Source organism: Agromyces lapidis, from assembly GCF_009749405.1.
Lineage (GTDB): Bacteria > Actinomycetota > Actinomycetes > Actinomycetales > Microbacteriaceae > Agromyces > Agromyces lapidis.
On sequence record NZ_WBIQ01000007.1, the window covers coordinates 204,703 to 227,055 of the forward strand.

General features: G+C 70.1%; 21 protein-coding genes, 1 tRNA gene and 1 other RNA gene. 12 read left to right on the forward strand and 11 right to left on the reverse strand.

Features of this window, described 5'->3' with window-relative positions:
• Positions 1–194 precede the first annotated feature (194 nt).
• The gene (locus GQQ93_RS11890) at positions 195–953 is read right to left on the reverse strand and encodes a hypothetical protein (protein ID WP_157424444.1); all 759 of its coding nucleotides are present in this window, start codon (positions 951–953) and stop codon (positions 195–197) included.
• 403 nt (positions 954–1,356) lie between these two features.
• On the opposite strand from GQQ93_RS11890, the gene GQQ93_RS11895 reads away from it, so the two are divergent.
• The 3 genes from GQQ93_RS11895 (at position 1,357) to GQQ93_RS11905 (ending at position 4,670) form a co-directional block, all read left to right on the forward strand.
• Positions 1,357–2,769, forward strand: a complete 1,413-nt coding sequence (locus tag GQQ93_RS11895; RefSeq protein ID WP_212277324.1) for an FAD-binding oxidoreductase — start codon at positions 1,357–1,359, stop codon at positions 2,767–2,769.
• A 127-nt stretch (positions 2,770–2,896) separates the two neighbouring features.
• A complete protein-coding gene (locus GQQ93_RS11900; protein ID WP_212277325.1) occupies positions 2,897–4,333 on the forward strand; it encodes a DUF1254 domain-containing protein in 1,437 nt (478 codons plus the stop codon).
• A gap of 145 nt (positions 4,334–4,478) precedes the next feature.
• On the forward strand, positions 4,479–4,670 hold the full coding sequence (locus GQQ93_RS11905; RefSeq protein ID WP_157424445.1) for a hypothetical protein: 192 nt from the start codon (positions 4,479–4,481) through the stop codon (positions 4,668–4,670).
• A 57-nt stretch (positions 4,671–4,727) separates the two neighbouring features.
• Here the strand turns inward: GQQ93_RS11905 and GQQ93_RS11910 are convergent, their stop codons facing one another.
• Together GQQ93_RS11910 and GQQ93_RS11915 are read right to left on the reverse strand one after the other, a co-directional pair.
• Entirely contained in the window at positions 4,728–5,291 is a 564-nt protein-coding gene (locus tag GQQ93_RS11910) for a dihydrofolate reductase family protein (RefSeq protein WP_157424446.1), read from the reverse strand.
• A gap of 100 nt (positions 5,292–5,391) precedes the next feature.
• Positions 5,392–6,162 (reverse strand): hypothetical protein, encoded by a 771-nt coding sequence (locus GQQ93_RS11915; protein ID WP_157424447.1) that lies wholly within the window; start codon positions 6,160–6,162, stop codon positions 5,392–5,394.
• Between the two features lie 112 nt (positions 6,163–6,274).
• Here GQQ93_RS11915 and GQQ93_RS11920 point away from each other — a divergent pair, with 112 nt between their 5' ends.
• A complete protein-coding gene (locus tag GQQ93_RS11920) occupies positions 6,275–8,122 on the forward strand; it encodes a bifunctional 3'-5' exonuclease/DNA polymerase (RefSeq protein ID WP_157424448.1) in 1,848 nt (615 codons plus the stop codon).
• Here the strand turns inward: GQQ93_RS11920 and GQQ93_RS11925 are convergent.
• Positions 8,101–8,733 (reverse strand): PadR family transcriptional regulator, encoded by a 633-nt coding sequence (locus tag GQQ93_RS11925; RefSeq protein WP_170296185.1) that lies wholly within the window; start codon positions 8,731–8,733, stop codon positions 8,101–8,103. The two genes, GQQ93_RS11920 and GQQ93_RS11925, sit on opposite strands and share 22 nt — an antisense overlap.
• A gap of 205 nt (positions 8,734–8,938) precedes the next feature.
• On the opposite strand from GQQ93_RS11925, the gene GQQ93_RS11930 reads away from it, so the two are divergent.
• Positions 8,939–9,460, forward strand: coding sequence for a DUF3145 domain-containing protein (locus tag GQQ93_RS11930; protein WP_157424450.1), 522 nt, complete (start codon positions 8,939–8,941; stop codon positions 9,458–9,460).
• Positions 9,461–9,599: 139 nt separating this feature from the next.
• Here GQQ93_RS11930 and GQQ93_RS11935 read toward each other — a convergent pair whose 3' ends face one another.
• From GQQ93_RS11935 to aceE, 6 genes are all read right to left on the reverse strand, one after another.
• Positions 9,600–10,835, reverse strand: coding sequence for a beta-ketoacyl-[acyl-carrier-protein] synthase family protein (locus GQQ93_RS11935; RefSeq protein ID WP_157424451.1), 1,236 nt, complete (start codon positions 10,833–10,835; stop codon positions 9,600–9,602).
• An 81-nt stretch (positions 10,836–10,916) separates the two neighbouring features.
• Positions 10,917–11,165 (reverse strand): acyl carrier protein, encoded by a 249-nt coding sequence (locus tag GQQ93_RS11940; RefSeq protein WP_026378239.1) that lies wholly within the window; start codon positions 11,163–11,165, stop codon positions 10,917–10,919.
• 66 nt (positions 11,166–11,231) lie between these two features.
• Positions 11,232–12,236, reverse strand: a complete 1,005-nt coding sequence (locus tag GQQ93_RS11945) for a beta-ketoacyl-ACP synthase III (protein WP_157424452.1) — start codon at positions 12,234–12,236, stop codon at positions 11,232–11,234.
• A gap of 26 nt (positions 12,237–12,262) precedes the next feature.
• Entirely contained in the window at positions 12,263–13,183 is a 921-nt protein-coding gene (locus tag GQQ93_RS11950; protein ID WP_157424453.1) for an ACP S-malonyltransferase, read from the reverse strand.
• A 126-nt stretch (positions 13,184–13,309) separates the two neighbouring features.
• Positions 13,310–14,524 carry a PucR family transcriptional regulator gene (locus GQQ93_RS11955; protein WP_157424454.1) on the reverse strand — a complete coding sequence of 405 codons (1,215 nt, stop codon included), beginning with the start codon at positions 14,522–14,524 and terminating at the stop codon, positions 13,310–13,312.
• 11 nt (positions 14,525–14,535) lie between these two features.
• Entirely contained in the window at positions 14,536–17,262 is a 2,727-nt protein-coding gene (gene aceE / locus GQQ93_RS11960; protein WP_157424455.1) for a pyruvate dehydrogenase (acetyl-transferring), homodimeric type, read from the reverse strand.
• 171 nt (positions 17,263–17,433) lie between these two features.
• Between aceE and GQQ93_RS11965 the strand changes: the two genes are divergently transcribed.
• Together GQQ93_RS11965 and GQQ93_RS11970 are read left to right on the forward strand one after the other, a co-directional pair.
• On the forward strand, positions 17,434–17,901 hold the full coding sequence (locus GQQ93_RS11965) for a peroxiredoxin (protein ID WP_157424456.1): 468 nt from the start codon (positions 17,434–17,436) through the stop codon (positions 17,899–17,901).
• Positions 17,902–17,965: 64 nt separating this feature from the next.
• Positions 17,966–18,038 (forward strand) — tRNA-Val (locus GQQ93_RS11970).
• A gap of 36 nt (positions 18,039–18,074) precedes the next feature.
• On the opposite strand, the gene GQQ93_RS11975 is transcribed toward GQQ93_RS11970, so the two are convergent.
• Positions 18,075–18,662 (reverse strand): TetR/AcrR family transcriptional regulator, encoded by a 588-nt coding sequence (locus GQQ93_RS11975; RefSeq protein WP_157424457.1) that lies wholly within the window; start codon positions 18,660–18,662, stop codon positions 18,075–18,077.
• A 99-nt stretch (positions 18,663–18,761) separates the two neighbouring features.
• Between GQQ93_RS11975 and GQQ93_RS11980 the strand changes: the two genes are divergently transcribed.
• The 5 genes from GQQ93_RS11980 (at position 18,762) to rnpB (ending at position 22,314) form a co-directional block, all read left to right on the forward strand.
• Positions 18,762–19,151 (forward strand): DUF1304 domain-containing protein, encoded by a 390-nt coding sequence (locus GQQ93_RS11980; protein WP_157424458.1) that lies wholly within the window; start codon positions 18,762–18,764, stop codon positions 19,149–19,151.
• A gap of 80 nt (positions 19,152–19,231) precedes the next feature.
• Complete coding sequence (locus tag GQQ93_RS11985) at positions 19,232–20,257, forward strand: NADP-dependent oxidoreductase (RefSeq protein ID WP_157424459.1); 1,026 nt, start codon at positions 19,232–19,234, stop codon at positions 20,255–20,257.
• Between the two features lie 65 nt (positions 20,258–20,322).
• Positions 20,323–21,141 (forward strand): Nif3-like dinuclear metal center hexameric protein, encoded by an 819-nt coding sequence (locus GQQ93_RS11990; RefSeq protein ID WP_157424460.1) that lies wholly within the window; start codon positions 20,323–20,325, stop codon positions 21,139–21,141.
• 37 nt (positions 21,142–21,178) lie between these two features.
• The gene (locus tag GQQ93_RS11995) at positions 21,179–21,916 is read left to right on the forward strand and encodes a zinc ribbon domain-containing protein (protein WP_157424461.1); all 738 of its coding nucleotides are present in this window, start codon (positions 21,179–21,181) and stop codon (positions 21,914–21,916) included.
• Between the two features lie 20 nt (positions 21,917–21,936).
• Positions 21,937–22,314, forward strand: an RNA gene (gene rnpB / locus GQQ93_RS12000) — RNase P RNA component class A.
• The last annotated feature ends 39 nt before the right edge of the window (positions 22,315–22,353 follow it).

Sequence of the window (22,353 nt, forward strand, 5' to 3'; positions counted from 1 at the left end):
GGCTGGGCGCTTCGCCGACTGTCAGGTCTCGGGACATCACGGGATGGGCGCGGACGTGAACTCTTCACGTTGATCCAACGTTTATTCGATCCGAACCGGGTCAAGGCGCTCCGAGGCAACCCGAGTAGTCTGGAAACTGCAGGAGCGGCGATATCGGTCACGGGTTCAAGTCCCGTCCGCCCTACGAACCCTAATCACATTCGGGCAACTGCGTTGCGGTCGGAGCCGCTGTCCGAAGCGATGGACGTGGCGGTGCGGAAGAACGCGCGACTCAGGAGAATCAGCCACAGCGCCGTCGGAATCAGCGACAGCATCGCGACGGACACGCCGATCTGGCCCAGGTTGGCCGGGACGAGCATGGTGACTCCGGTGATGATTCCGACGATGCCGGGGAGGAGCCCGAAGACACGGTATCTGACCATGGCGACCGAGAAGATCAGCGTGCTGACGGCGCCGAGCAGGTAGCTGAGCCCGAACGAGCCACCGTCGTAGAGCGTGAGCAGCGTCTGGCCGGAGGCCACCAGCGCCGCCTGTTGCACTGCGGTGTCTGCGGAGGCGTACTGGCTGCTCAGGAGCCACATCGAGAACGTCGCCTCGCGCGAGAACAGGAAGAGCGTCACACTGAGCAGGCCCACCACCAGGGCCACCAGAGCCGAGGTCGCCGATGACCACTTGAGCACCACGAACAATGCCAAGTAGAACGGGATCATCGCAAGGTAGTCGATCGTCAAGAGAAGGTCGAGATCCAGTAGGCCGAGCAATGGGTTGCGCTCGAAGAGATCGAAGTACTCGAGGACCGTCTGCGGCGGAGGGATGAGGATGAATACGAGCGCCTGGATCGGGATCATGATCACCACGAACAGCGCTGCGCCGGCACCGAGCCGGAGCAAAGACCGCCATCGGGCATCGACGCCGACGGGAGATGAGACGTCGTCGAGTACTTCCGCTTCCATGTGCGTCCCCCTGTTCATGGACGGCCGAACTGTCATCCACGGCCCAATTCAAGAGCGGAACCGCTTCCCCTGGATGGCCGAAGGTCCCGCCAGCCTGAGCAGCCCGCCCGGCGAGTGCGGGCGACATCACGCCGAACCCGTCGGGCTCCTCGCACCCGACGACTTCGGCCATGGGGCGAATCGGGGCGATCACGTCGCGGGTCAGTGCGGCCGACGCGATGCTCACAAACCTCAGTGCTCTCGGTTCTGGACGTCGCAGGTCGGGGGAGAGGATGATGGGTGACGAAGTCGGATCCTGCGATCGACGCCTTCACACCCACGCTCGGGACGCACGGCGAAACGACGCCCCGCCCGGTTCCTCCGTCGATCGGACCGGTTCCGGCGAGTGCCGAAGGAGCCTGACATGAGCACCGAAGCAGCGGCGTCGATCGACGCGGAACGGATCCAGGAGTTCGCAGCGGGGGTGCGCGGTGGCGTCATCCAGCCGGGCGATACCGCCTACGACGATGCTCGCCGGGTGCGGAACGGGCTGATCGATCGGCGTCCAGCGTTGATCGTGCAGTGCCATGGAACGGCCGACGTGGTCGACGCGGTCGGATTCGCCCGTGAACACGGCCTGCTCGTCTCGATCCGCGGCGGTGCGCACAACGTCGCCGGCAACGCCGTCAACGACGGGGGGATCGTGATCGATCTCACCGAGATGCGCGGCGTGCAGGTCGATCCCGAGCGCCGCGTCGCTCGTGTGCAGGGCGGTGCGACGTGGGGCGACGTCGACCGTGAGACGCAGCTGTGGGGTCTTGCCGCGCCGGGCGGCCAGGTGAGCACCACCGGGGTCGCGGGCCTGACGCTGCACGGCGGTCTGGGCTCCTTGCATCGCAAGTACGGGCTGGCGCTCGACAACCTGCGGTCGGTCGAGATCGTCACGGCCGACGGGCAGGTGCGCACCGCGAGCGACTCGGTGAATCCCGAGTTGTTCTGGGCGGTGCGGGGCGCCGGGAGCAACTTCGGCGTCGTCACGTCGTTCGAGTTCGCCCTGCATCCGGTCGGACCCGAGATCTACCAGGCGGCCCCGATCTTCTCGCTCGACGATGCGCCGGCCGTGCTGCGGAAGTACCGGGACTTCTGCGCGACCGCGCCCGACGAATTCGGGCCGCAGGTGATGTTCTGGAGCGTGCCGGCGGTCGACGACTTCCCCGCGGAACTGCATGGGATGCCGATGGTCGTCGCCCTGGTCGTCTACTCGGGCGATCCCGACGAGGGGGAGCGGCTGCTGGCGCCGGTGCTCGACTGGGCCACGCCGATCCTCGACCTCAGCGGGCGCGCGCCCTGGGCGGTCGCCCAGAGCTCATTCGATGCGTTCTTCCCCTCCGGCGGCTACTACTACTGGAAGTCGCTGCTCGTCGGGGAGCCGAGCGATGACCTGCTCGACGCGGTCGTCGAAGCCGCCGCCGACCGGCCGTCGCCTGACGCGATCGTGAACTTCTGGCAGCTGGGCGGCGAGATCGAGCGGGTCGCTCCGGATGCCACGGCATTCGCCCAGCGCGACGCCAAGTACCTGCTCAGCCTCGACACCTCGTGGTTCGATCCCGAGGCGACCGAGCGGTGCATCGACTGGACTCGAAAGACGTGGGCGGCGATGCAGGAGCGATTCGCCACAGACCGTCCCTACCTGAACTTCGTGGGCTTCGGCGAAGAGAAGGAGGCACTCGTGCGCGCCTCGTACGGAGCGAACTACGACCGGCTGGTGGCGGCCAAGACGACATACGATCCCGACAACCTGTTCCGGATGAACAACAACATCCCGCCGCGCACGTAAAGAAGCCGGAAGTGGCTCAGTAGTCGACCGGTTCACGGATGATCGGGCGCCCGCCGTCGGCGCCGCTTGTCCCGCGGGCGGGCCGCTGCCAGAGTGAAGGCACGAACACCGCACATGGGGGAGATGCATGTCCGACCAGAACCGCACGGGGCTCAGCACCGAAGAGATGGTGGAGGCCGTGGCCTCGTTGAGTACCGCCGACCGCGTACCATCGCCGTTCGGCGAGCTTCGATTCTTCGACGGGCTGCCGCTGCCCGAGACCGTCGAGACCGCGTACGACGCACTCGACCTCATGCGCGGCATCGAGGTGTTCCTCAACGCCGTGCCGGGCGCTTCGCTCGTGGCTTTCCGCAACGGGCTGCGCGCTGCGGGAGTCGAGACGGCTCGGCAGATCGGCATCACGGAGCCGCGGGCGACCTCGAAGGCGCTGTATCTCACCCCGAACACGGAGACGACCTACGGCGTCACGATGCTCGACTTGAAGGCGTGGGGCCCGACGGTCATCGAAGCGCCGCCGCAGTCGCTCTGCGTGGTCGACGACTTCTGGTTCCGCTACGTGGCCGACATGGGCATCGCCGGCCCCGATCGGGGGGCGGGCGGCAAGTACCTGTTCCTTCCGCCGGGCTACGACGGCGAGATCCCCGACGGATACTTCACGTACAGCACGCCGACCTACACGAACTTCGTGGTGCTGCGGGCCCTCGGTGGCGTTCCTGCGATGAAGCAGACGCGCATCTATCCGCTGGCGCAGGCAGGGGATCCCGAGGAGAACGAGTTCGTCAACCTCTCCGAACTCGCGATCAACACTGTGCACGCCAACGACTTCTCGTTCTTCGAGGAGGTCGCCGAGCTCGTGCAGGAGGAGCCGGTCGAGGCGCTCGACGCAGAGCGCGCCGGGCAGCTCGCCGCGATCGGGATCGTGAACGGACAGCCGTTCGCCCCTGACGCCAGGCAGAAGGCGATCCTCGAGCGGGCCGCGCCGATCGCGGCCGGCATCGCCCGCGTGATCGCCTACGCACCGCGCGATCCCGACGCCGTGCTGTACGGCTCGTGGCGCAACGGATTCGTGGGCGGCAGCTACGAGTTCCTGCGCAACGGTGCCCGACTCCTCGATGCCCGAACCCAGTTCCACTACCTCGCCACCGTCATCACGCCGGCCATGGCGCACGCCCAGGTTGGGGCGGGCTCGGCCTACGCGTACACCGTGCACGATGCGAACGGCGACCTGCTCGACGGCGGCAGGACCTACCGCCTGCACGTCGACGCGAACCCGCCCGCGAAGAACTTCTGGGCGGTCGACGTCTACGACACCCAGACCCGGTCGCTGCTGGTCGTCCCTTCGACGCCGTATCCGGCGATCGCCAGCAACGACGGCAAGATCAGTGTCAACGACGACGGCTCGTACGATCTCTACTTCGGGCCGGCCGCGCCGGAGGGCAAGGAATCGAACTGGGTCGAGACGATCCCGGGCAAGGCCTGGTTCCAGCTCTTCCGGCTCTACGGCCCCCTGGAACCCTGGTTCGACCAGACCTGGCGGCTCAACGAGTTCGAACCGATCGACTGAGGAAGGGCATGGTGTCGGCCGGGGCCGGCCGCGCGTACACTGAGCGGCGAGAGCCGGGGTGGCGTTCGGCGGTCCCGGCGGGTCGTTCGGCCGGCCGCGAGGTTCGGCCCTCGATGCGTGATCGACCGTGCCCAGGAGGTGCGAGATGACTGACCAGAGCTCGAATGCGGGATGCTTCGCCGGCGGCGGCGCCATCTACGGACTGGGCGTCATCGGCGCATGGGTCTTCTTCTTCCAGCGAGCCGACGAGTTCTGGCTGTTCATCTGGGCGTTCTTCCAGGGGATCTTCTGGCCCGCCTTCATGGTCTACGAGCTGTTCACGCAGCTCGTGACCTGAGCGCCGTCGAGGAGGAGCGTCTCCGGTCGAACCGCCGGAGTCCTCGACGAGGCCGCGTCAGGACCGCTCGGCTCCTGCGAGCCGATACCGCTCGTAGACGACCCGCGACGCGAAGGTGCGCGTCTCGACGAGCTCGAGGTCGATCTGCTCGGCCACTGGCGGCAGCAGGGGAGTTCCACCGCCGACGATGACGGGGTTGCGGAAGATGCGGAACTCGTCGACGGGACCGAGTCCGATCGCCTCGGCGGCGAGACTCGCACCACCGATCTCTACGTGCTTGTCGGTCGCGGCGAGCGCGGCGGCGACCTCTTCTGCGAGCGAACCGCGCGCGAGGCGTGCGTTGCCTTCGACGCGGTCGAGCGTGCGGCTGAAGACGACCTTGGGCAGCGCGTTCCAGGCGTCGGCGAATTCGGCACCGAGTTCTTCATCGCGCAGCGAGGGGTCGTTCTCCCAGGGAAGCATCGTCTCGTAGAGCCTGCGGCCGCACACGACGCCGCCGAGCGAGCGGGTCTCTTCGAGGTGGAAGCGGAACTGTTCCTCGCTCGGGACCGACCAGTCGAACCCTCCGTCGCGGTCGGCGATGTAGCCGTCGACCGAGGCGCTCATCGAATAGATCAGCATGGTGTGCCCTTCATCGGTGCCTGCCTTCATCATGCCGTCGATTCGCGACCGCCTCCATCGGGAAGCGGCTGCTCAGAGCAGTCGATTCACGGCAGTCGATTCACGATGAAGCGGCGGCCCGCGCGGGCCCGGTGACGGCGAGCGCATCGACTGCCGCGTCGCCGCGCAGCCGTCGCATGATCGCCACCACCTCGTCGACGACCTCGACGGTGAGCGCGCGGCACACGATGCTGGTCGGGCTGATCGCCTCGAGGCCGGCGGTTCGAATGCGGATCACGTCCCATCCGACCTCGCGCAGCGCCTCGTCCTTCTCGAGGTCTGAGGCGGCTTTGAGACCCGAGTGCGCCCGTCGCGAGCGGCCCGGGTCGTCGTACTCGACGGCGATGCGCAGCTGCGGCACCAGGATGTCGGGCCAGACCTCCTGGCGGCCGTAGAACGTGCGCGCGATCCGTACGGCGTTCACCCGGTGGTGCAGGCGGATGCGCTCGCCGAGCAGAACGCGCAGGCGCTGCTCGGTCGCGGAGGTTCGGGTGCGCAGCCCGTGGTTCATGTAGGCGAGGCCGGCCTCACGGGCGGCGCTCGGCCCGGCGGCGTTGCGGCGGCACTTCGGGCAGCCCGGGCTCGTCAGCGCCTCGCGCACGGTCGCGGTGTAGCGGTCGTGGCCGCGCTCGCATCGCCAGTCGTATTCGGCGCCGATGCGGGTCTCGACCGAAAGTCGCGCGCGCTGTGCGGGCGCCACCCTGCGCAGCAGTTCACTGCGTGAACGCTGCATCTCGTCGACGAGCATGCACATCGGGCACCCGCGCGAGATCGTGACGGTGCCGTCGCCGGCAGCGGCCCCGTGCCCGCAGCGGAATCTCACGGCGACCATGCGCCGCCCCGTGTGCTCCTCATGGCGATGATCCTGCCCCTCACCACCGACATGCGGCCGGGACGCGGCATCCGCGGTGAACGTTGTCGGTGCCCGGCACGAGAATGTAGGGATGCGGATCGCAATCGGAACGGCGCCGCGCGGCCGGGTCGCGCTCGTCGATCTCGCCGATCCCTCCCAGCCGCTCGCGGTGCTCGGGCCCGCCGGGCTGCCGGCCGCGGTCGCCGAGCTCGAGCGGCAGCGCCCCCGGTGGGTGTGGAGCGACGCGCGCCGCTGGTATCCGGCGTTGCTCGCGGCGGGCGTGCGTGTCGAACGCTGCCACGACCTCCTGCTCGGCGGCGCGATCGTCGAGGGCTCGGCCGATGTCGTCGCAGCTCGCGCGGCAGGCGCCGAGCCTCGCCCGCGCTGGCTCTCGGCGGCCCCCAACCTCGCCGGCGTCGACGGCGCGATCGCGGTCGCCCCGAGTGTCGCGGCGTCCGCACGAGCGACCGCGCTGTTCGACCTCGACGAGTTCGACGAGGTCCACGACGAGTCGTTCTCGGTCGATGCCGCCGGCTCCGCACCGGCGAGCGCCGGGTCTGCCGATGCGTCGGAGGGTGCCGCCGAGGCATCCGGTGCTCTCGCCGGCGACGTGCCGGTCGACGCCGTCGTCGTCGAATACCTGCGCCAGATGCGGCTCGTCGAGACGAGCGCGCGACCGCGGGCGATGCAGCTCCTGCTCGCCGCCGAGTCGGCGGGGGCGCTCATCGGCGTCGAGCTGCGGTCGGCCGGCCTGCCCTGGGATCGCGTCGTGCACGAGTCCGTGCTCGAACGCGAGCTGGGCGCGAAGCCGAAGCACGGCTGGAAGCCCGCTCGAATGGAGGCGCTCGCCCTCGAAGTGCGCACCGCGCTCGAGCAGCCCACGGTCAACCTCGATTCGCAGGTCGAGCTGCTGCGTGCACTGCGGCGGGCGGGCATCCAGGTCGCCTCCACGGGCAAATGGGAGCTGCGCGAGCACGATCATCCGGCGATCGAACCGCTGCTCGCGTACAAGCGGCTCGCGAGGCTCCTCAGCGCGAACGGTTGGTCGTGGCTCGACGAGTGGATCGTGGACGGGCGGTTCCGTCCCGACTACGTGCCGGGCGGGACGGCCACCGGTCGGTGGGCGACCTCAGGCGGCGGCGCCCTGCAGTTGCCGAAGAACGTGCGGGCCGCGGTGGTGGCCGACCCCGGGTGGAAGCTCGTCGTCGCCGACGCAGCCCAACTCGAACCGCGCGTGCTCGCCGGGCTCGCCCGCGACGAGGCCCTCGCCGGCGCCGCCCGCGGCACCGACCTCTATCGGGGCATCGTCGACGCCGGCGTCGTCGAGACGCGCGACCAGGCGAAGGTCGCGATCCTCGGCGCGATGTACGGTGCGACGACGGGCGACAGCGGCCGGCTCGTTCCGAGACTCGCGCGCGCCTACCCGCGTGCGATGGCACTCGTCGACCGCGCCGCCGCGGTGGGGGAGCGCGGCGGTCAGGTCACCACGAACCTCGGCCGCTCGTCGCCGGTGCCCCCCGCCTCGTGGCGCGAGACGCAGGCGCGGGCGAGCGACCCCGACGCCACGGCCGTCGACGAGCGGCGTGCACGGTCCGCCGCGCGCGAGTGGGGCAGATTCACCCGCAACTTCGTCGTGCAGGGCAGCGCCGCCGAATGGGCGCTCTGCTGGATGGCGGCGCTCAGGACGCGGCTCAGCACGCTCGCCCCGTCGAGCACCCTGGCCGCGCGTTCCGGTCGAGCGTTCGAGGCGGTCCCGCACCTCGTGTACTTCCTCCACGATGAGATCATCGTGCACACGCCGGCCGACCGCGCCGACGAGGTCGCCGCAGCGGTCGCCGAGTGCGCCGCCGACTCGGGGCGGCTGCTCTTCGGCGACTTCCCGGTCGACTTCCCGCTCGACCTCGCGGTGGTCGACAGCTACGCGATGGCCGAGGGCTGAGGGTCGGCGTCGCTCTCGGGGGGCGCCGAGGGGCGGCGCCCGCGTCGCGGGCGCTCGGCGCTCGGCACGAGCTCGAGCGACGGCCCGGATGCCACGGCCACGGCCACGCGCTCGAGCCAGTCGATCGCCGCCCGGGCCCGCGCGGCGTCGGCCGCACGGGCGAGCGCGGCCAGCGCGGGGTCGGCCGACGTGCCCGATGCCGACTCGGGGCCGGCATCGTCGACGAACTCGGCCGCCTCGAGCCGTTCGCGCCAGCGCCGACCCTCGGCCGCCACGATCGGCGACACGTCCACTCCGGGCAGCGAGGCCGCGATCAGCACGCGGTCGACGGTCTCGTCCCACGGGTCGGCGCCCGAGGCATCCTCGCCGCCCAGCCAGGCATCGGCGGCGCCGCGGCCGGTCGCGGTGAGCCGGTGCAGCGGCAGGCCGTCCTCGGTGGTGCCGGCCGCCTCGATCAGCTTCGCCTTGGTCGCACGTTCGAGCGTCGCGTAGCTCTGACCGACGTTCACCTGGCGCCGGCCGCCCGTTCGAGCAGTGAGCGCACCGTGCAGCTGGAAGCCGTAGCCGGGGCCGGGAATGAGCGATGCCAAGAGCGCCTCACGAACGGCCATCGCGACTCCTTCGTGTCGAGCGAATACCTCACCGAGCATAGTGATCTTCGGATCGCAGCGCGCGGCCGCGGCCCGGCCTCTTGTGAACCGCCCTGATCCGGGGCATAATCGGCGATGCGGCGCTTGTCGCGCACAATCGAACATCCGGCCACCCGCCGTTCAGAGGTCGTAGGGGAAGACGCACCTCAGCAGAACGGAGAAGGAGATGGCAGAGACGGTCGCGCGGGCCGCACGCTCCGCGCGGGGTGTGCTGTTCGTGCATTCCTCGCTGCGGGCGCTCTGTCCGCACGTCGAATGGGCAGCAGGGCGCGCCCTCGGCGTACCCGTGAATTTCGATTGGCAGGAACAGCCCGTGCTTCGCGGTGCCATGCGCGCCGAGTTCTACTGGGAGGGCGAACCCGGCACCGGCGCCAAGATCGCGTCGGCGCTGCGCGGCTGGGAGCAGTTGCGCTTCGAGGTGAGCGAAGACCCCACGCCCGGCAACGACGGAGCCCGCTGGATGCACACGCCCGAGCTCGGCGTCTTCTTCGCGCAGACCGACGCCGCCGGCAACACCGTCATCCCAGAGGACCGCGTCCGCTACGCCCTCGAGGTGGGCGGGCTCGACGCGCTCGAGGTGCACCGCGAACTGCGGCTCGCGCTCGGCCAGGCCTGGGACGACGAACTCGAGCCGTTCCGTCATGCCAGCGACTTCGCCCCCGTCGTCTGGCTGCACCAGGTGGGGTGATGAGGATCGCGGGCCCGCTGCGGCGCGACGCGGAGGTCGGATGGACGAGTCCCCGGCAGACGTACGAGTGAAGCAGCGGGCCCGACGACGACGAAGGTCCCGGTGCGAATCGCACCGGGACCTTCGTCATGCACTGGCGTCAGACCGAACGGAATCCGACGACGGCGTTGTGCCCGCCGAAGCCGAACGAGTTCGAGATCGCGACGAGCTCGCCGTCGGCGAGCGTGCGCGGCTCGCGCACCACGTCGAGCGGGATCTCGGGGTCGAGCTCGGTGACGTTGATCGTCGGGGGAGCGGTGCGTTCGTGGAGCGCGAGCACCGTGAACATCGCCTCGATCGCGCCGGCGCCGCCGAGCAGGTGCCCGGTCGATGCCTTGGTCGCACTGATCGCGATGTTGTCGAGGTGATCACCGAAGACCTCGCGGAGCGCCGTGTACTCGGCGATGTCGCCGACCGGTGTACTCGTCGCGTGCACGTTGACGTGCGCGACGTCGGCGGGCCCGAGGCCCGCCGCTTCGAGGGTCGCGCGCATCGCACGCGACGCCCCGAGACCCGCGGGGTCGGGCGCCGTGATGTGGTACGCGTCGCTCGTGACGGCACCGCCGAGCAGCTCGGCGTAGATGCGTGCGCCACGGGCCTTGGCGTGCTCCTCGGTCTCGACGACGAGCGCGGCGGCGCCCTCGCCCATCACGAAGCCGTCGCGGTTGACGTCGTACGGGCGCGACGCGGTCGCCGGGTCGTCGTTGCGCTTCGAGAGCGCCTGCATCGAGGCGAACGAGGCGATGGTGATCGGGTGGATCGCCGCCTCGGAACCGCCGGCGATGACGACGTCGGCCTCGCCCGCCTGCAGCTGGTTGTAGGCGTTGACGAGCGACTCGGTGCTCGATGCGCATGCCGAGACGACGGTGCGGATGCCGGCGCGGGCGTGCAGGTCCATGCCGACCGCAGCTCCCGGGCCGTTCGGCATGAGCATCGGCACGGTCATGGGCAGCACGCGACGGGGGCCGCGCTCGCGCAGGGTGTCCCATGCGTCGAGCAGGGTCCAGACGCCGCCGATGCCGGTCGCCCAGTCGACGGCGAGCCGCTCGGGCTCGACCTCGGGGGCGCCCGCGTCGGCCCAGGCCTCGCGGCCGGCGATGAGCGCGAACTGGCTCGACGGGTCGAGCCGCTTCATCTCGTGGCGCTCGAGCACCTCGGACGCGGCGACCTTGGCGGTCGCTGCGAAGGTCACGGGCAGTTCGAGCTCGGCGACCCAGTCGTGCTCGAGGGCACGGGCGCCGGACTCGCCGGCGAGCAGCGCGTTCCAGCTGTCACGAGCGGTGCCGCCGATGGGCGAGGTCGCACCGATACCCGTGATGACGATCTTCTTGGTCATGACGAAAACACTCCGGGGGAGGAAGGCGAAGGAAACGGATCGAGCGGGCCGGGCGATGCCGCGGCCCGCTCGTCGCAGCGACTAGGCCTGGGCCTTGACGATGAAGCTGACGGCGTCGCCGACGGTCTTGAGGTTCTTGACCTCTTCGTCGGGGATCTTCACGTCGAACTTCTCTTCGGCGTTGACGACGATGGTCATCATCGAGATCGAGTCGATGTCGAGGTCGTCGGTGAACGACTTGTCCAGCTCAACCGTGTCGGTTGCAATGCCGGTCTCGTCGTTGATGAGCTCGGCCAGGCCGGCAAGCACTTCTTCGGTGGACAATGCCATGGTTCTTCTCCTTGAGGGGTGTCTCGTTTGACCGAGAGACAGTCTAGATGGACAGGGGTCGGCGGTTCAGGGAAGAACCACCACTTGGGCGCCGAACACGAGGCCCGCGCCGAAGCCGATCTGGAGGGCGAGGCCCCCGGAAAGTTCAGGGTGCTCTTCGAGCAGACGGTGCGTCGCGAGCGGGATGGACGCGGCCGAGGTGTTGCCGGTCGTCGCGATGTCGCGCGCGATCACGACGGACTCGGGCAGCTTCAACTGCTTCGCGAACTCGTCGATGATGCGCATGTTCGCCTGGTGCGGGATGAAGGCGGCGAGGTCGGCGCTCGTGACGCCCGCGGCATCCAGCGCCTGCTTCGCGACCTTCGCCATGTCCCAGACGGCCCAGCGGAAGACCGTCTGGCCCTCCTGGCGCAGCGTCGGCCACTCGGCCGTGCCGTCGCGGAACTCGGTGAGCGTGCCGTTCATGCCGACCGCACCCGCCTTCGAGCCGTCGGAGCCCCACACGGTGCGTGCGATCCCGGGCGTGTCGCTCGGGCCGATGACCGCGGCACCGGCACCGTCGCCGAGCAGGAACGAGATGCTCCGATCGGTCGGGTCGACGACGTCCGAGAGCTTCTCGGCGCCGATGACGAGCGCGTAGTGCGCGCCGCCCGTGCGGATGAGGGCGTCGGCCTGGGCGACCGCATAGGCGTAGCCGGCGCACGCGGCGTTGCTGTCGTAGGCCGCGGCGGGGTTCGCGCCCACCCGGTCGGCGACGACGGCGGCCATCGACGGGGTCTGCTGCACGTTCGAGATCGTCGCGACGATCACGAGGTCGATGAGCTCGGGAGCGACGCCCGAACGTGCGATCGCCTCCTTCGCCGCCTCGGTGGCGAGATCGAGCGCCGACACGTCGGCGCCGGCGCGGGCGCGGGTGATGATGCCCGTGCGCTGCTGGATCCACTCGTCGGAGGAGTTGATCGGGCCGACGAGGTCGTCGTTCGGCACCGCGTTCGCACCGCGGGCGGCGCCGAGGGCGTAGATGCGGGTGTACGCGGGCCCGTGCGACTGCTGGAGAGTTGGTCTCGTCATGCTCGGCTTTCTCGTGATGCGGGGGATCAGGCGGCCTGATCGATGAGGTCGATCGCGGCGGCGAGGTCGTCGGGGGTCTTCACGGCGACGGTCGGCACGCCCTTGAGGGCGCGCTTCGCGAGCCCGACGAGTGCGCCGGCGGGGGCGAGCTCGATGATGCCGGTCACGCCGGCCTCGGCGAAGGAGGCCATGCAGCGGTCCCAGCGCACGGGCGAGGAGACCTGGCCGACGAGCAGCTCGAGGAAGGTCGCACCGGATGCTACGCGGCCGCCATCGCGGTTGCTCCACAGCGGCAGGTCGGGATCGGCGGGCACGAGCGTCGCGGCGACCTGCGCAAGGCGCTCGACAGCGGGCTGCATGTAGCGCGTGTGGAAGGCGCCCGCGACCTGCAGCGGGATGACCCGCGCACCGGCCGGGGGCTCGGCCTTCAGCTGCTCGAGCGCGTCGAGCGCACCCGCGACGACGATCTGCCCGCCGCCGTTGAAGTTCGCGGGCTCGAGCCCGAGCGCGGCGAGTCGGGCGAGCAGCTCTGCCTCGTCGGCCCCGATGACGGCGCTCATGCCGGTCGCGACCTGCGCCGCGGCATCCGCCATGGCGCGACCGCGCTCGGCGACGAAGCCGATCGCGTCGGTGTCGCTGAGCACGCCGGAGCCGGCGGCCGCGGTGATCTCGCCGACCGAGTGACCTGCGATGCCGCCGATGCGCTCGGCACGCCCGTCGGCGAGGAGCCCGCCGAGGGTGAGCAGGCCGGCCGCGACGATCAGGGGCTGCGCCACCGCGGTGTCGCGGATGGTGTCGGCGTCGCTGACGGTGCCGTGCGCGGCGAGGTCGAGGCCCGCGGCCGCGGAGAACGCGTCGAGGCGCTCGGCATAGCCGGGCACGTCGAGCCAGGGGGCGAGGAATCCGGGGGTCTGAGAGCCCTGTCCAGGGCAGACGACGACGATCACCACCCCAGTCTGCCAATCACCGGGCCGCAAGTGGTGTGCACACGCTACAAGCTCTTCGCGAAACCCTTGTGTCGACGACACAGCGGAAGTGCGGGACGCGCGTGAAGTCGACCGTGCGAGTCGTGATCAGGGCCGACGCGGCGGCGTGCTGCCGTGCTCGTGATCGCTCATCGACCCGATGATGAGCGCCGACTGCAGGATGAGCGCCTCGCGGGCACCCGTGGCATCCCAACCGATCACGTCGGAGACGCGCTTCAGGCGGTACCGCACCGTGTTCGGGTGCACGAAGAGCTCTCGAGCCGTCGCCTCGAGCGAGCGGCCGTTGTCGAGATAGCTCCACAGCGTCGTGAGCAGCTCGGTGGAGTGCGCGCGCAGCGGGCGGTAGATGCGGTGCACGAGGGTCGCGCGGGCGAGCGGGTCGCCGGCGAGGGCGCGCTCGGGAAGCAGGTCGTCGGCGTGCACGGGCCGTGGAGCGTGGCGCCACGATCGGGCGACGGCGAATCCTGCCAGGGCCGCCTTGGCGCTCTTCGACGCGTCGACGAGGTTCGGCACCGCATGCCCCAGCACGAGATGACCGGGGCCGAAGTGCGGTTCGAGCTGCGCGGCGATCTCCATGAAGGTCAGCGCCGGCGCGGTGCCGATCGCCTCCTCAGCCTCGCGGGCGAGCGGGTCGGCCCGACCGATGACGAGCACGAGGCGGTTGCCCTGCACGCCGATGAGAACGTCGGCGTGCATGTGCCGTGCCGCGCGACGCACGTGGTCGACGTCGAGCTGCTTGGGGGCGGTGCCGACGAGCACCGCGACCTCGCCGTGACCGTGCCAGCCGAGCGCCGCGATGCGGCTCGGCAGCTCGTCGTCGGCCTCGCCCGAGAGGATCGAGTCGACCACGAGTGCCTCGAGCCTGGCGTCCCAGAGGCCGCGGGCCTCGGCGGCCCTCGCGTACACGTCGGCCGCGGCGAAGGCGATCTCGCGCGAGTAGAGCAGGATCGCCTCGCGGAGCGGCTCGCTGCCGTCCTTCACGCGGTCCTCGACGACCTCGACCGTCACCCTGATGAGCTGCAGCGTCTGCTGCAGGCTCACCGACCGCAGCAGCTCACGAGGAGCCGCACCGAACACGTCGGCGGCGATCCAGGGCGTCGATCGAGGGTCGTCGAACCATGAGATGAACGATGAGATTCCGGCCTGGGCGACGAGGCCGACGGCGGAGCGGCGGCTCGGCGGCATGTCGCCGTACCACGGCAACGTGTCTTCGAGCCGCTTGAGCGTCGCGGTCGCGAGCTCGCCCGCGATGGTCCGCAACCACGCGAGCGTCTCCGCCTTCGTCTTCGGCTTCGTCGCCACCTCGTCGCCTGCTAGCTCTCGCCGCCGGCCGATCCGGTGGTGCCGGCGTTGACGTCGTGCAGACGGTACTTCTCGATCGCCTGTGCGGGCAGCGCGCGGTCGACCTCGCCGCGCTCGGCGAGCATCTCGAGCGTGCGGACGACCACCGAGGGGCCGTCGATCTTGAAGAAGCGGCGGGCGGCGGGACGCGTGTCGGAGAACCCGAAGTCGTCGGCGCCGAGGGTCGCGTACTGGCCGGGCACGTAGGCACGGATCTGGTCGGGCACCGCGTGCATGTAGTCGGACACGCCGACGAACGGGCCACGGGCCCCCGCGAGCTTCTGCGTCAGGTACGACACGCGCCGCTCGGCGTCGGGGTTCAGGAAGTTGTGCTCGTCGGAGGCGAGGCCGTCGCGGCGCAGCTCCGACCAGCTCGTGACCGACCAGACGTCGGCCGAGACGCCCCAGTCTTCCGCGAGGAGCTGCTGCGCCTCGAGGATCCACGGCACGGCCACGCCGGAGGCGAGCAGCTGCGCCTTGGGCCCGGCTGCGTTCGACTCCGAGAGGCGGTGGATGCCGCGGAGGAGACCCTCGACGTCGACGCCCTCGGGCTCGGCGGGCTGCACGATCGGCTCGTTGTACACCGTGAGGTAGTACATGACGTTCGGGTCGGCGTGGTTGCCGCCGTACATGCGCTCGAGGCCGGCGCGCATGATGTGCCCGATCTCGTAGCCGTAGGCGGGGTCGTACGAGATGACCGCGGGGTTCGTCGAGGCGAGCAGCGGCGAGTGGCCGTCGGCGTGCTGGAGGCCCTCACCCGTGAGGGTGGTGCGCCCGGCGGTCGCGCCGATGATGAAGCCGCGCGCCATCTGGTCGCCGGCGGCCCACATCGCGTCGCCCGTGCGCTGGAACCCGAACATCGAGTAGAAGACGTACACCGGGATGAGCGGCTCGCCCTGCGTGGCGTACGAGGTGCCGATGTTCGTGAACGCGGCGAATGCGCCCGCCTCGTTGATGCCGACGTGGACGATCTGGCCCTGCGGGCTCTCCTTGTAGGCGAGCAGCAGTTCGCGGTCGACCGAGGTGTAGTGCTGGCCGTTCGGGTTGTAGATCTTCGCGGTGGGGAAGAACGCGTCGATGCCGAAGGTGCGCGCCTCGTCGGGGATGATCGGCACGATGCGGTGGCCGAAGTCCTTCGAGCGGATCAGGTCTTTCAGGAGGCGCACGAAGGCCATCGTGGTGGCGATCTCCTGCGTGCCCGAGCCCTTCTTCGCGATCGCGTAGGTCGAGTCGTCGGGCAGGTTGAGCGCGACGTGCTTCGAGCGACGTTCGGGCACGAAGCCGCCGAGCTCGCGACGGCGCTCCTGCAGGTACTGGATCGCCTCGTCGTCCTGGCCGGGGTGGTAGTACGGCGGCAGGTACGGGTTCTCCTCGAGCTGCGCGTCGGAGATCGGGATGCGCATCTCGTCGCGGAAGGTCTTGAGGTTGTCGAGCGTCATCTTCTTCATCTGGTGCGTCGCATTGCGCCCCTCGAAGGACTTGCCGAGACCGTACCCCTTGATGGTCTTCGCGAGGATGACCGTGGGCTGGCCCTTGTGCTCGGTCGCCGCCTTGAACGCCGCGTAGATCTTGCGGTAGTCGTGGCCGCCGCGCTTGAGGCCCCAGACCTCGTCGTCGCTGAGGTGCGAGACGAGCTCGAGCGCGCGCGGGTCGCGTCCGAAGAAGTTCTCGCGCACGTAGGCGCCCGACTCGGTCTTGTACGTCTGGTAGTCGCCGTCGGGCGTGACGTTCATCAGGTTGCGGAGCGCGCCGTCGTGGTCGCGCGCGAGCAGGTCGTCCCACTCGCGGCCCCAGACGACCTTGATGACGTTCCAGCCGGCACCGCGGAAGAAGCTCTCGAGCTCCTGGATGATCTTGCCGTTGCCGCGCACGGGGCCGTCGAGGCGCTGCAGGTTGCAGTTGATCACGAAGTTGAGGTTGTCGAGGCCCTCGTTCGCGGCGACCTGGAGCTGACCGCGGCTCTCGACCTCGTCCATCTCGCCGTCGCCCAGGAACGCCCAGACCTGCTGGTCGCTGGCGTCCTTGATGCCGCGGTTGGTGAGGTACTTGTTGAGCTGGGCCTGGTAGATCGCGTTGATCGGGCCGAGGCCCATCGACACGGTCGGGAACTGCCAGAACTCGGGCATGAGACGCGGGTGCGGGTAGCTCGAGAGTCCGTGCGGCGCACGCGACTTCTCTTGGCGGAAGCCGTCGAGGTCGTTCTCGCCGAAACGCCCCTCGAGGAACGCGCGGGCGTACATGCCGGGGGAGGCGTGGCCCTGGAAGAAGATCTGGTCGCCGCCGCCGGGGTGGTCCTGGCCGCGGAAGAAGTGGTTGAGCCCGACCTCGTAGAGCGACGCTGCGCCCGCGTAGGTGGAGATGTGGCCGCCGACGGCGATGCCCGGGCGCTGCGCACGGTGCACGAGGATGGCGGCGTTCCAGCGGAGCCAGGCGCGGTAGCGGCGCTCGACGTCTTCGTTGCCGGGGAACGCGGGCTCGTTCTCGGGGGCGATGGTGTTCAGGTAGTCGGTCGTCGGCACCATCGGCACGCCGAGGTGGAGCTCCTTCGAGCGCTTGAGCAGGCTGAGCATGATCTCGCGCCCGCGCTGGTGGCCCTTCTCGGCGACGAGCGCGTCAAGGGATTCGGCCCACTCGCTCGTCTCTTCGGGATCGGCGTCCAGCGCCTCGACGGAGTAAGGGTCCTGGTCGTTGACAGTCACACTCGACCTTTCTCTACGGCAGATCTACTGCGCGCGGGGTGCTGCGCGCGCACGACGAACGGCCGGGTTTCGACCGATCACACTTGGCCATACTAGTGACATTCGCACAACGTTTCGGCTCGGTCGGCTGTGCCTTCGCTCAGCCTTCCGACAAAGCAGAGAAGAGAACGGATGCCGCTGCAGATCGGTGCCCCAGCCCCCGACTTTGAACTCCTCGACCACCTCGGCCGAACGGTCGGGCTCGCCGCGCTCCGCGCCGAGAAGCCGGTCGTGCTCGTCTTCTTCCCGCTCGCCTTCTCGCGCACCTGCCAGGGCGAACTCTGCGCGTTGCGCGACCAGCTCTCGATGTTCGACGACGCGGGCGTGCACCTCGTCGGCATCTCGGTCGACTCGAAGTTCGCGCTGCGCGCCTGGGCGGAGGAGCAGGGCTACACGTTCCCGCTGCTCGCCGACTTCTGGCCGCACGGCGAAGTCGCCAGGGCGTACGACGTCTTCGTCGAGGATCGCGGCCACGCGGCCCGTGCGACCTTCGTGATCGACGAGGGCGGCGTGATCCGCGCAGCCTTCGCGACGCCGCCCGGCGAGCCGCGCTCGATCGAGCAGTACCGCGAAGCGCTCGCATCCCTGCGCGACGACTGAGCGCACCGGCCGCGCCGCGCATTCCGTCGCCGCGATAGCATTGCGGATGCGTCGCACGCGCGGCGGGCCTTTAGCTCAGTTGGTAGAGCGCCACGTTTACACCGTGGATGTCGTCGGTTCGAGCCCGGCAGGGCCCACTCCCTCCATCGCACGCCGAACCCCGGGCCGCGGGGTCAGGCGGGATGCGCGGCGATGAGAGCCCTCGCGTTGTCGAGGTATCCGGCCGCGGCCGCGGGTTCGACGCGGACCGACGCGAACGCCGAGATGACGAGCCCGGTGCAGATGTCGGCGAGCAGATCCTGATCATCGCGCGTCGCGCCCGCCACGCGGGCTCGGACCCCGTTTCCGAAAGCTGCACGGAGCTCCGCCCGGTACGAGGCGATCGTGCGCGCCACGGCGTCATCGTGCCCGATCGGGGAGGCGGAGGCGTTGACGAGGAGGCACCCACTCGTCGCCGGCAGCGTGCCGTGCCGGGCCAGCGCCTCGCGCAGGCCGGTCAGGTACTCCTCGAGTGCGGTCGGGGCGACCGGGTCGACGGTCATCGGGGCGAGCCGGGGGCGGATCACCTCGTCGAGGTAGCTGTCGACGGCCGCGTCGAACAGGCCCCGCTTCGAGCCGAACGCGTGGTAGATGCTCGATCGGCTGAGGCCGGTGACGCGCTCGAGCTCGGGCAAGGCTGCGCTCTCGAAGCCGTGCTCCCAGAACACCGCGCGCGCGGCGCGCACGACGTCGCCCGTGTCGAACGTCTGCGTGCGTCCCATCGACGATCCCTTCGATTTGCGTACCGGTCGATCCAGTATATATTGGATCGAACGGTACAATAATCATCCGCGGCATTCCGCCGCTTCGAAAGGACTCCCATGGTCATCGCGGGACTCGTGCTCGCCGGCATCGCGGCGCTCGTGCACGTCTTCATCTTCTATCTCGAGTCCATCGCCTGGACGAGCAAGCGGGCCCGGAGCATCTTCGGCACCGGCACGGTCGAACAGGCCGCGGTGCAGAAGGAGCTCGCGTTCAACCAGGGGTTCTACAACCTCTTCCTGGCCGTCGCGGTCGCCGCCGGCATCGTGTTCTTCGCCGCGGGTGAGCCCGTCATCGGCGCGACGCTCGTGTTCACCGGTGCCGGCTCGATGGTCGCCGCGAGCCTCGTCCTGCTGCTGTCGAGCCCCGACAAGGCCGGCGCTGCGCTCAAGCAGGGGGTCATCCCCGCGCTCGGCGTCCTCGCGCTCGCGATCGGACTCGCGCTCTGACCCGAGCCGACCGCCCCGACTATTCCGGCTTCCCGCCACCCAACCCGACCTTGCCCTCGCAGCATTCGCAGAGAAGAGCCATGAGCAACTCCACCAGCACGCAGATCCACCTCGCCCGCCGCCCGCAGGGCTGGCCGACGCACGACGACTTCCGCACGGTCACCGTCGTGCACCCCGAGCTCTCGCCGGGGGAGGTGCGCGTGTCCAACGAGTTCGTCTCCGTCGACCCGTACATGCGCGGGCGGATGAACGACGTGCGCAGCTACGTCGCCCCCTACGCACTCGGCGAGGTGATCGCCGGCGGCGCGATCGGTCGCGTGGTCGCCTCGGCTGCCGTTGAGCTGCCCGTGGGCACCGTGGTGCTGCACCAGCACGGATGGGCCGACGGCGTCCAGGCGCCGGCCGCGTCATTCCGCGCCGTGCCCGAGGTGCCCGGCGTCCCGTCGTCGCTTCGGCTGCACATCCTCGGCATGACCGGGCTGACGGCCTACGTCGGCCTCACCGCCATCGCAGATCTGCGGGAGGGCGACACCGTCTTCGTCTCGGGTGCGGCCGGAGCTGTCGGCACCGCCGTCGGACAGATCGCGAAGCTCCTCGGCGCGAAGCGGGTGATCGGGTCGGCCGGCACCGCCGAGAAGGCGGCCCTGCTCACGGAGAAGTACGGCTACGACGCGGCTTTCGTCTACAAGGATGCTCCGGTGCGCGAGCAGCTCGCCGCACTCGCGCCCGAGGGGGTCGACGTCTTCTTCGACAACGTCGGCGGCGATCACCTCGAGGCGGCGCTCGACGTGATGAACGACGGCGGGCGCCTGGCACTCTGCGGTGCCATCGCCGGCTACAACACCACCGAGCGGGTGCCGGGGCCCGACAACCTGGCGAACATCATCACCCGCGGTCTCGAGGTCACCGGGTTCACGCTCGCGGCCTATCTGCACCTCGCGCCCGAGTTCACCGAACGGATGACGGGCTGGTTCGCCGAGGGTCGCATCGCGTACGACGAGACCGTCGTCGACGGCATCGAGAACACCGTCGACGCCTTCCTCGCGATGATGCGCGGCGCGAACACGGGCAAGATGCTCGTGCGCGTCAGCGGCGCACCCGCCTGACGAGGCGACGTCGATCCGGCGGGCGGCCGCTCGTCGCCGCGGAGGCCCGACGCTAGGCTGGACGGGTGCCCCAGCAACTCGCCGATGTCCTCGCCGTCACCGAACGACTGTGGCCGGCCTCGGGCACCGAGCCGTGGGATGCCTCGGGGCTCGTCTCCGGAGCGATGGACGCCCCGGTCCACCGCGTCCTGCTCGCGGTCGACGCCGTCGCCGCCACCGTCGACGAGGCAGTCGAACAGCGGGCCGACCTTCTGATCGCGCATCACCCGCTGCTGCTGCGCGGCGTCACGAGCATCGCCGAAGACCGATACAAGGGCGCACTGCTCGCCAAGCTCATCCGGGGCGGCAGCGCGCTGCTCGCCGCACATACGAACGCCGACGTCGTCGCGACCGGCACCTCCGCGGTGCTCGCCGAGCGGCTCGGGCTCGTCGATACGCGGCCGATCGAGGCATCCGACGACGGCGCGACCGGCATCGGACGCGTGGGCCGTCTCGCCGAGCCGACGACCCTCGGGCGACTCGCGCGCCGTCTCGCCGAGGTGCTGCCGCCGACGGCGACGGGCGTGCGCGTCGCGGGCGGCTTCGACGACCCGGTCGAGACCGTCGCCGTGTGCGGCGGCGCCGGCGACTCGCTGCTCGGTCACCCGCTCGTGCGCGCCGCCGACGTCTACGTCACCGCCGACCTCCGGCATCACCCCGCCTCCGAAGCTCGCGAACAGGCCATGCTCGGCGGCGGCCCCGCGCTCGTCGACCTCTCGCACTGGGCGAGTGAATGGCTCTGGCTCGAGACCGCGGCGGCCGAGCTGCGCGCGGCTCTGCCCGGCGTCGAGGTCGCCGTGAGCGAGATCCGCACCGACCCCTGGGATTTCCAGGTCGTGCAATGATGACTTCTTCCATCCCGACCCCCACGAGGAGCAACACGTGAAGGCCAGCCCCGCCGAGCAGCAAGAGCTGCTGCGCCTGCAGTCGATCGACACCCGGGTCGCGCAGCTCGCGCACCGCCTCGGCTCACTGCCGCAGACCGCTCCGTTGGCCGAGCTCGCGCAGCGCGACTCCGCCGTGCGCGGCACCCGCGCCGAGGCGATCGGCGCGCTCGAAGACGCGAAGGCCGAACTCGCGCGGCTCGAGTCCGACGTCGCGCTCGTCGAGGCGAGGATGGCCCGCGACAGCGAGCGACTCCAGCACACCTCCTCGGTGAAGGACGTCACCGCGCTCGAGGCCGAGCTCGCGTCGCTCGCGAAGCGCCGCTCCGACCTCGAAGACCAGGAGCTCGTCGTCATGGAGCGCGTCGAGGAGGCCGAGGTCGCCGTGTCGAGCATCGACCTGCAGCGTGCCGCGATCGTCACCGAGGTGACCGCGCTCGAAGCCGAGCGCGACGAGGCCGCTGGCACGCTCGCCGTCGAGCGCGAGCAGACCGAACGCGACCGCGAGGTCGTCGCCGCTGGGGTCCCCGCCGAACTGCTCGCCTTCTACGAGCAGCGTCGCGCCCGCGGTGCCGGCGTCGGCGCGGCCCTGCTCCGCCAGCGCACCTGCGGCGGCTGCACGATCACGCTCACGGGCTCCGACCTCGAGCAGGTGCGCCGCGCAGCGCCCGACGAGGTCGTGCAGTGCCCCGAGTGCGACCGCATCCTCGTGCGCACCGACGAGTCGGGTCTCTGACGGTAGACTGCAAGGGCGAGTGGGTCGGCAAGACGGTCGCGTCGCACGGTTCCGATCGTGCGCCGAGGAACGTCCGGGCTCCACAGGGTAGGACGGTGGGTAACACCCACCCGGGGCAACCCGCGAGACAGTGCCACAGAAAGCAGACCGCCCGGTGCGCAAGCGCCGGGTAAGGGTGAAACGGTGGGGTAAGAGCCCACCAGCGGCCGCGGTGACGCGGTCGGCTCGGTAAACCTCGTCCGGAGCAAGGCCAGACAGGGAACTATGGGGCGACCCGTCCCGTTCCCGGGTAGGCCGCTGGAGGGTCACGGCAACGTGCCCCCGAGAGAGATGGCCGTCCAGCCGGTGTCGCGCAAGCGCCCGGTGAACAGAACCCGGCGTATCAGCCGGCCCGCTCGCACTCCTCCGCTCGCCGGCGGGCACCCGCCCGAATCCGA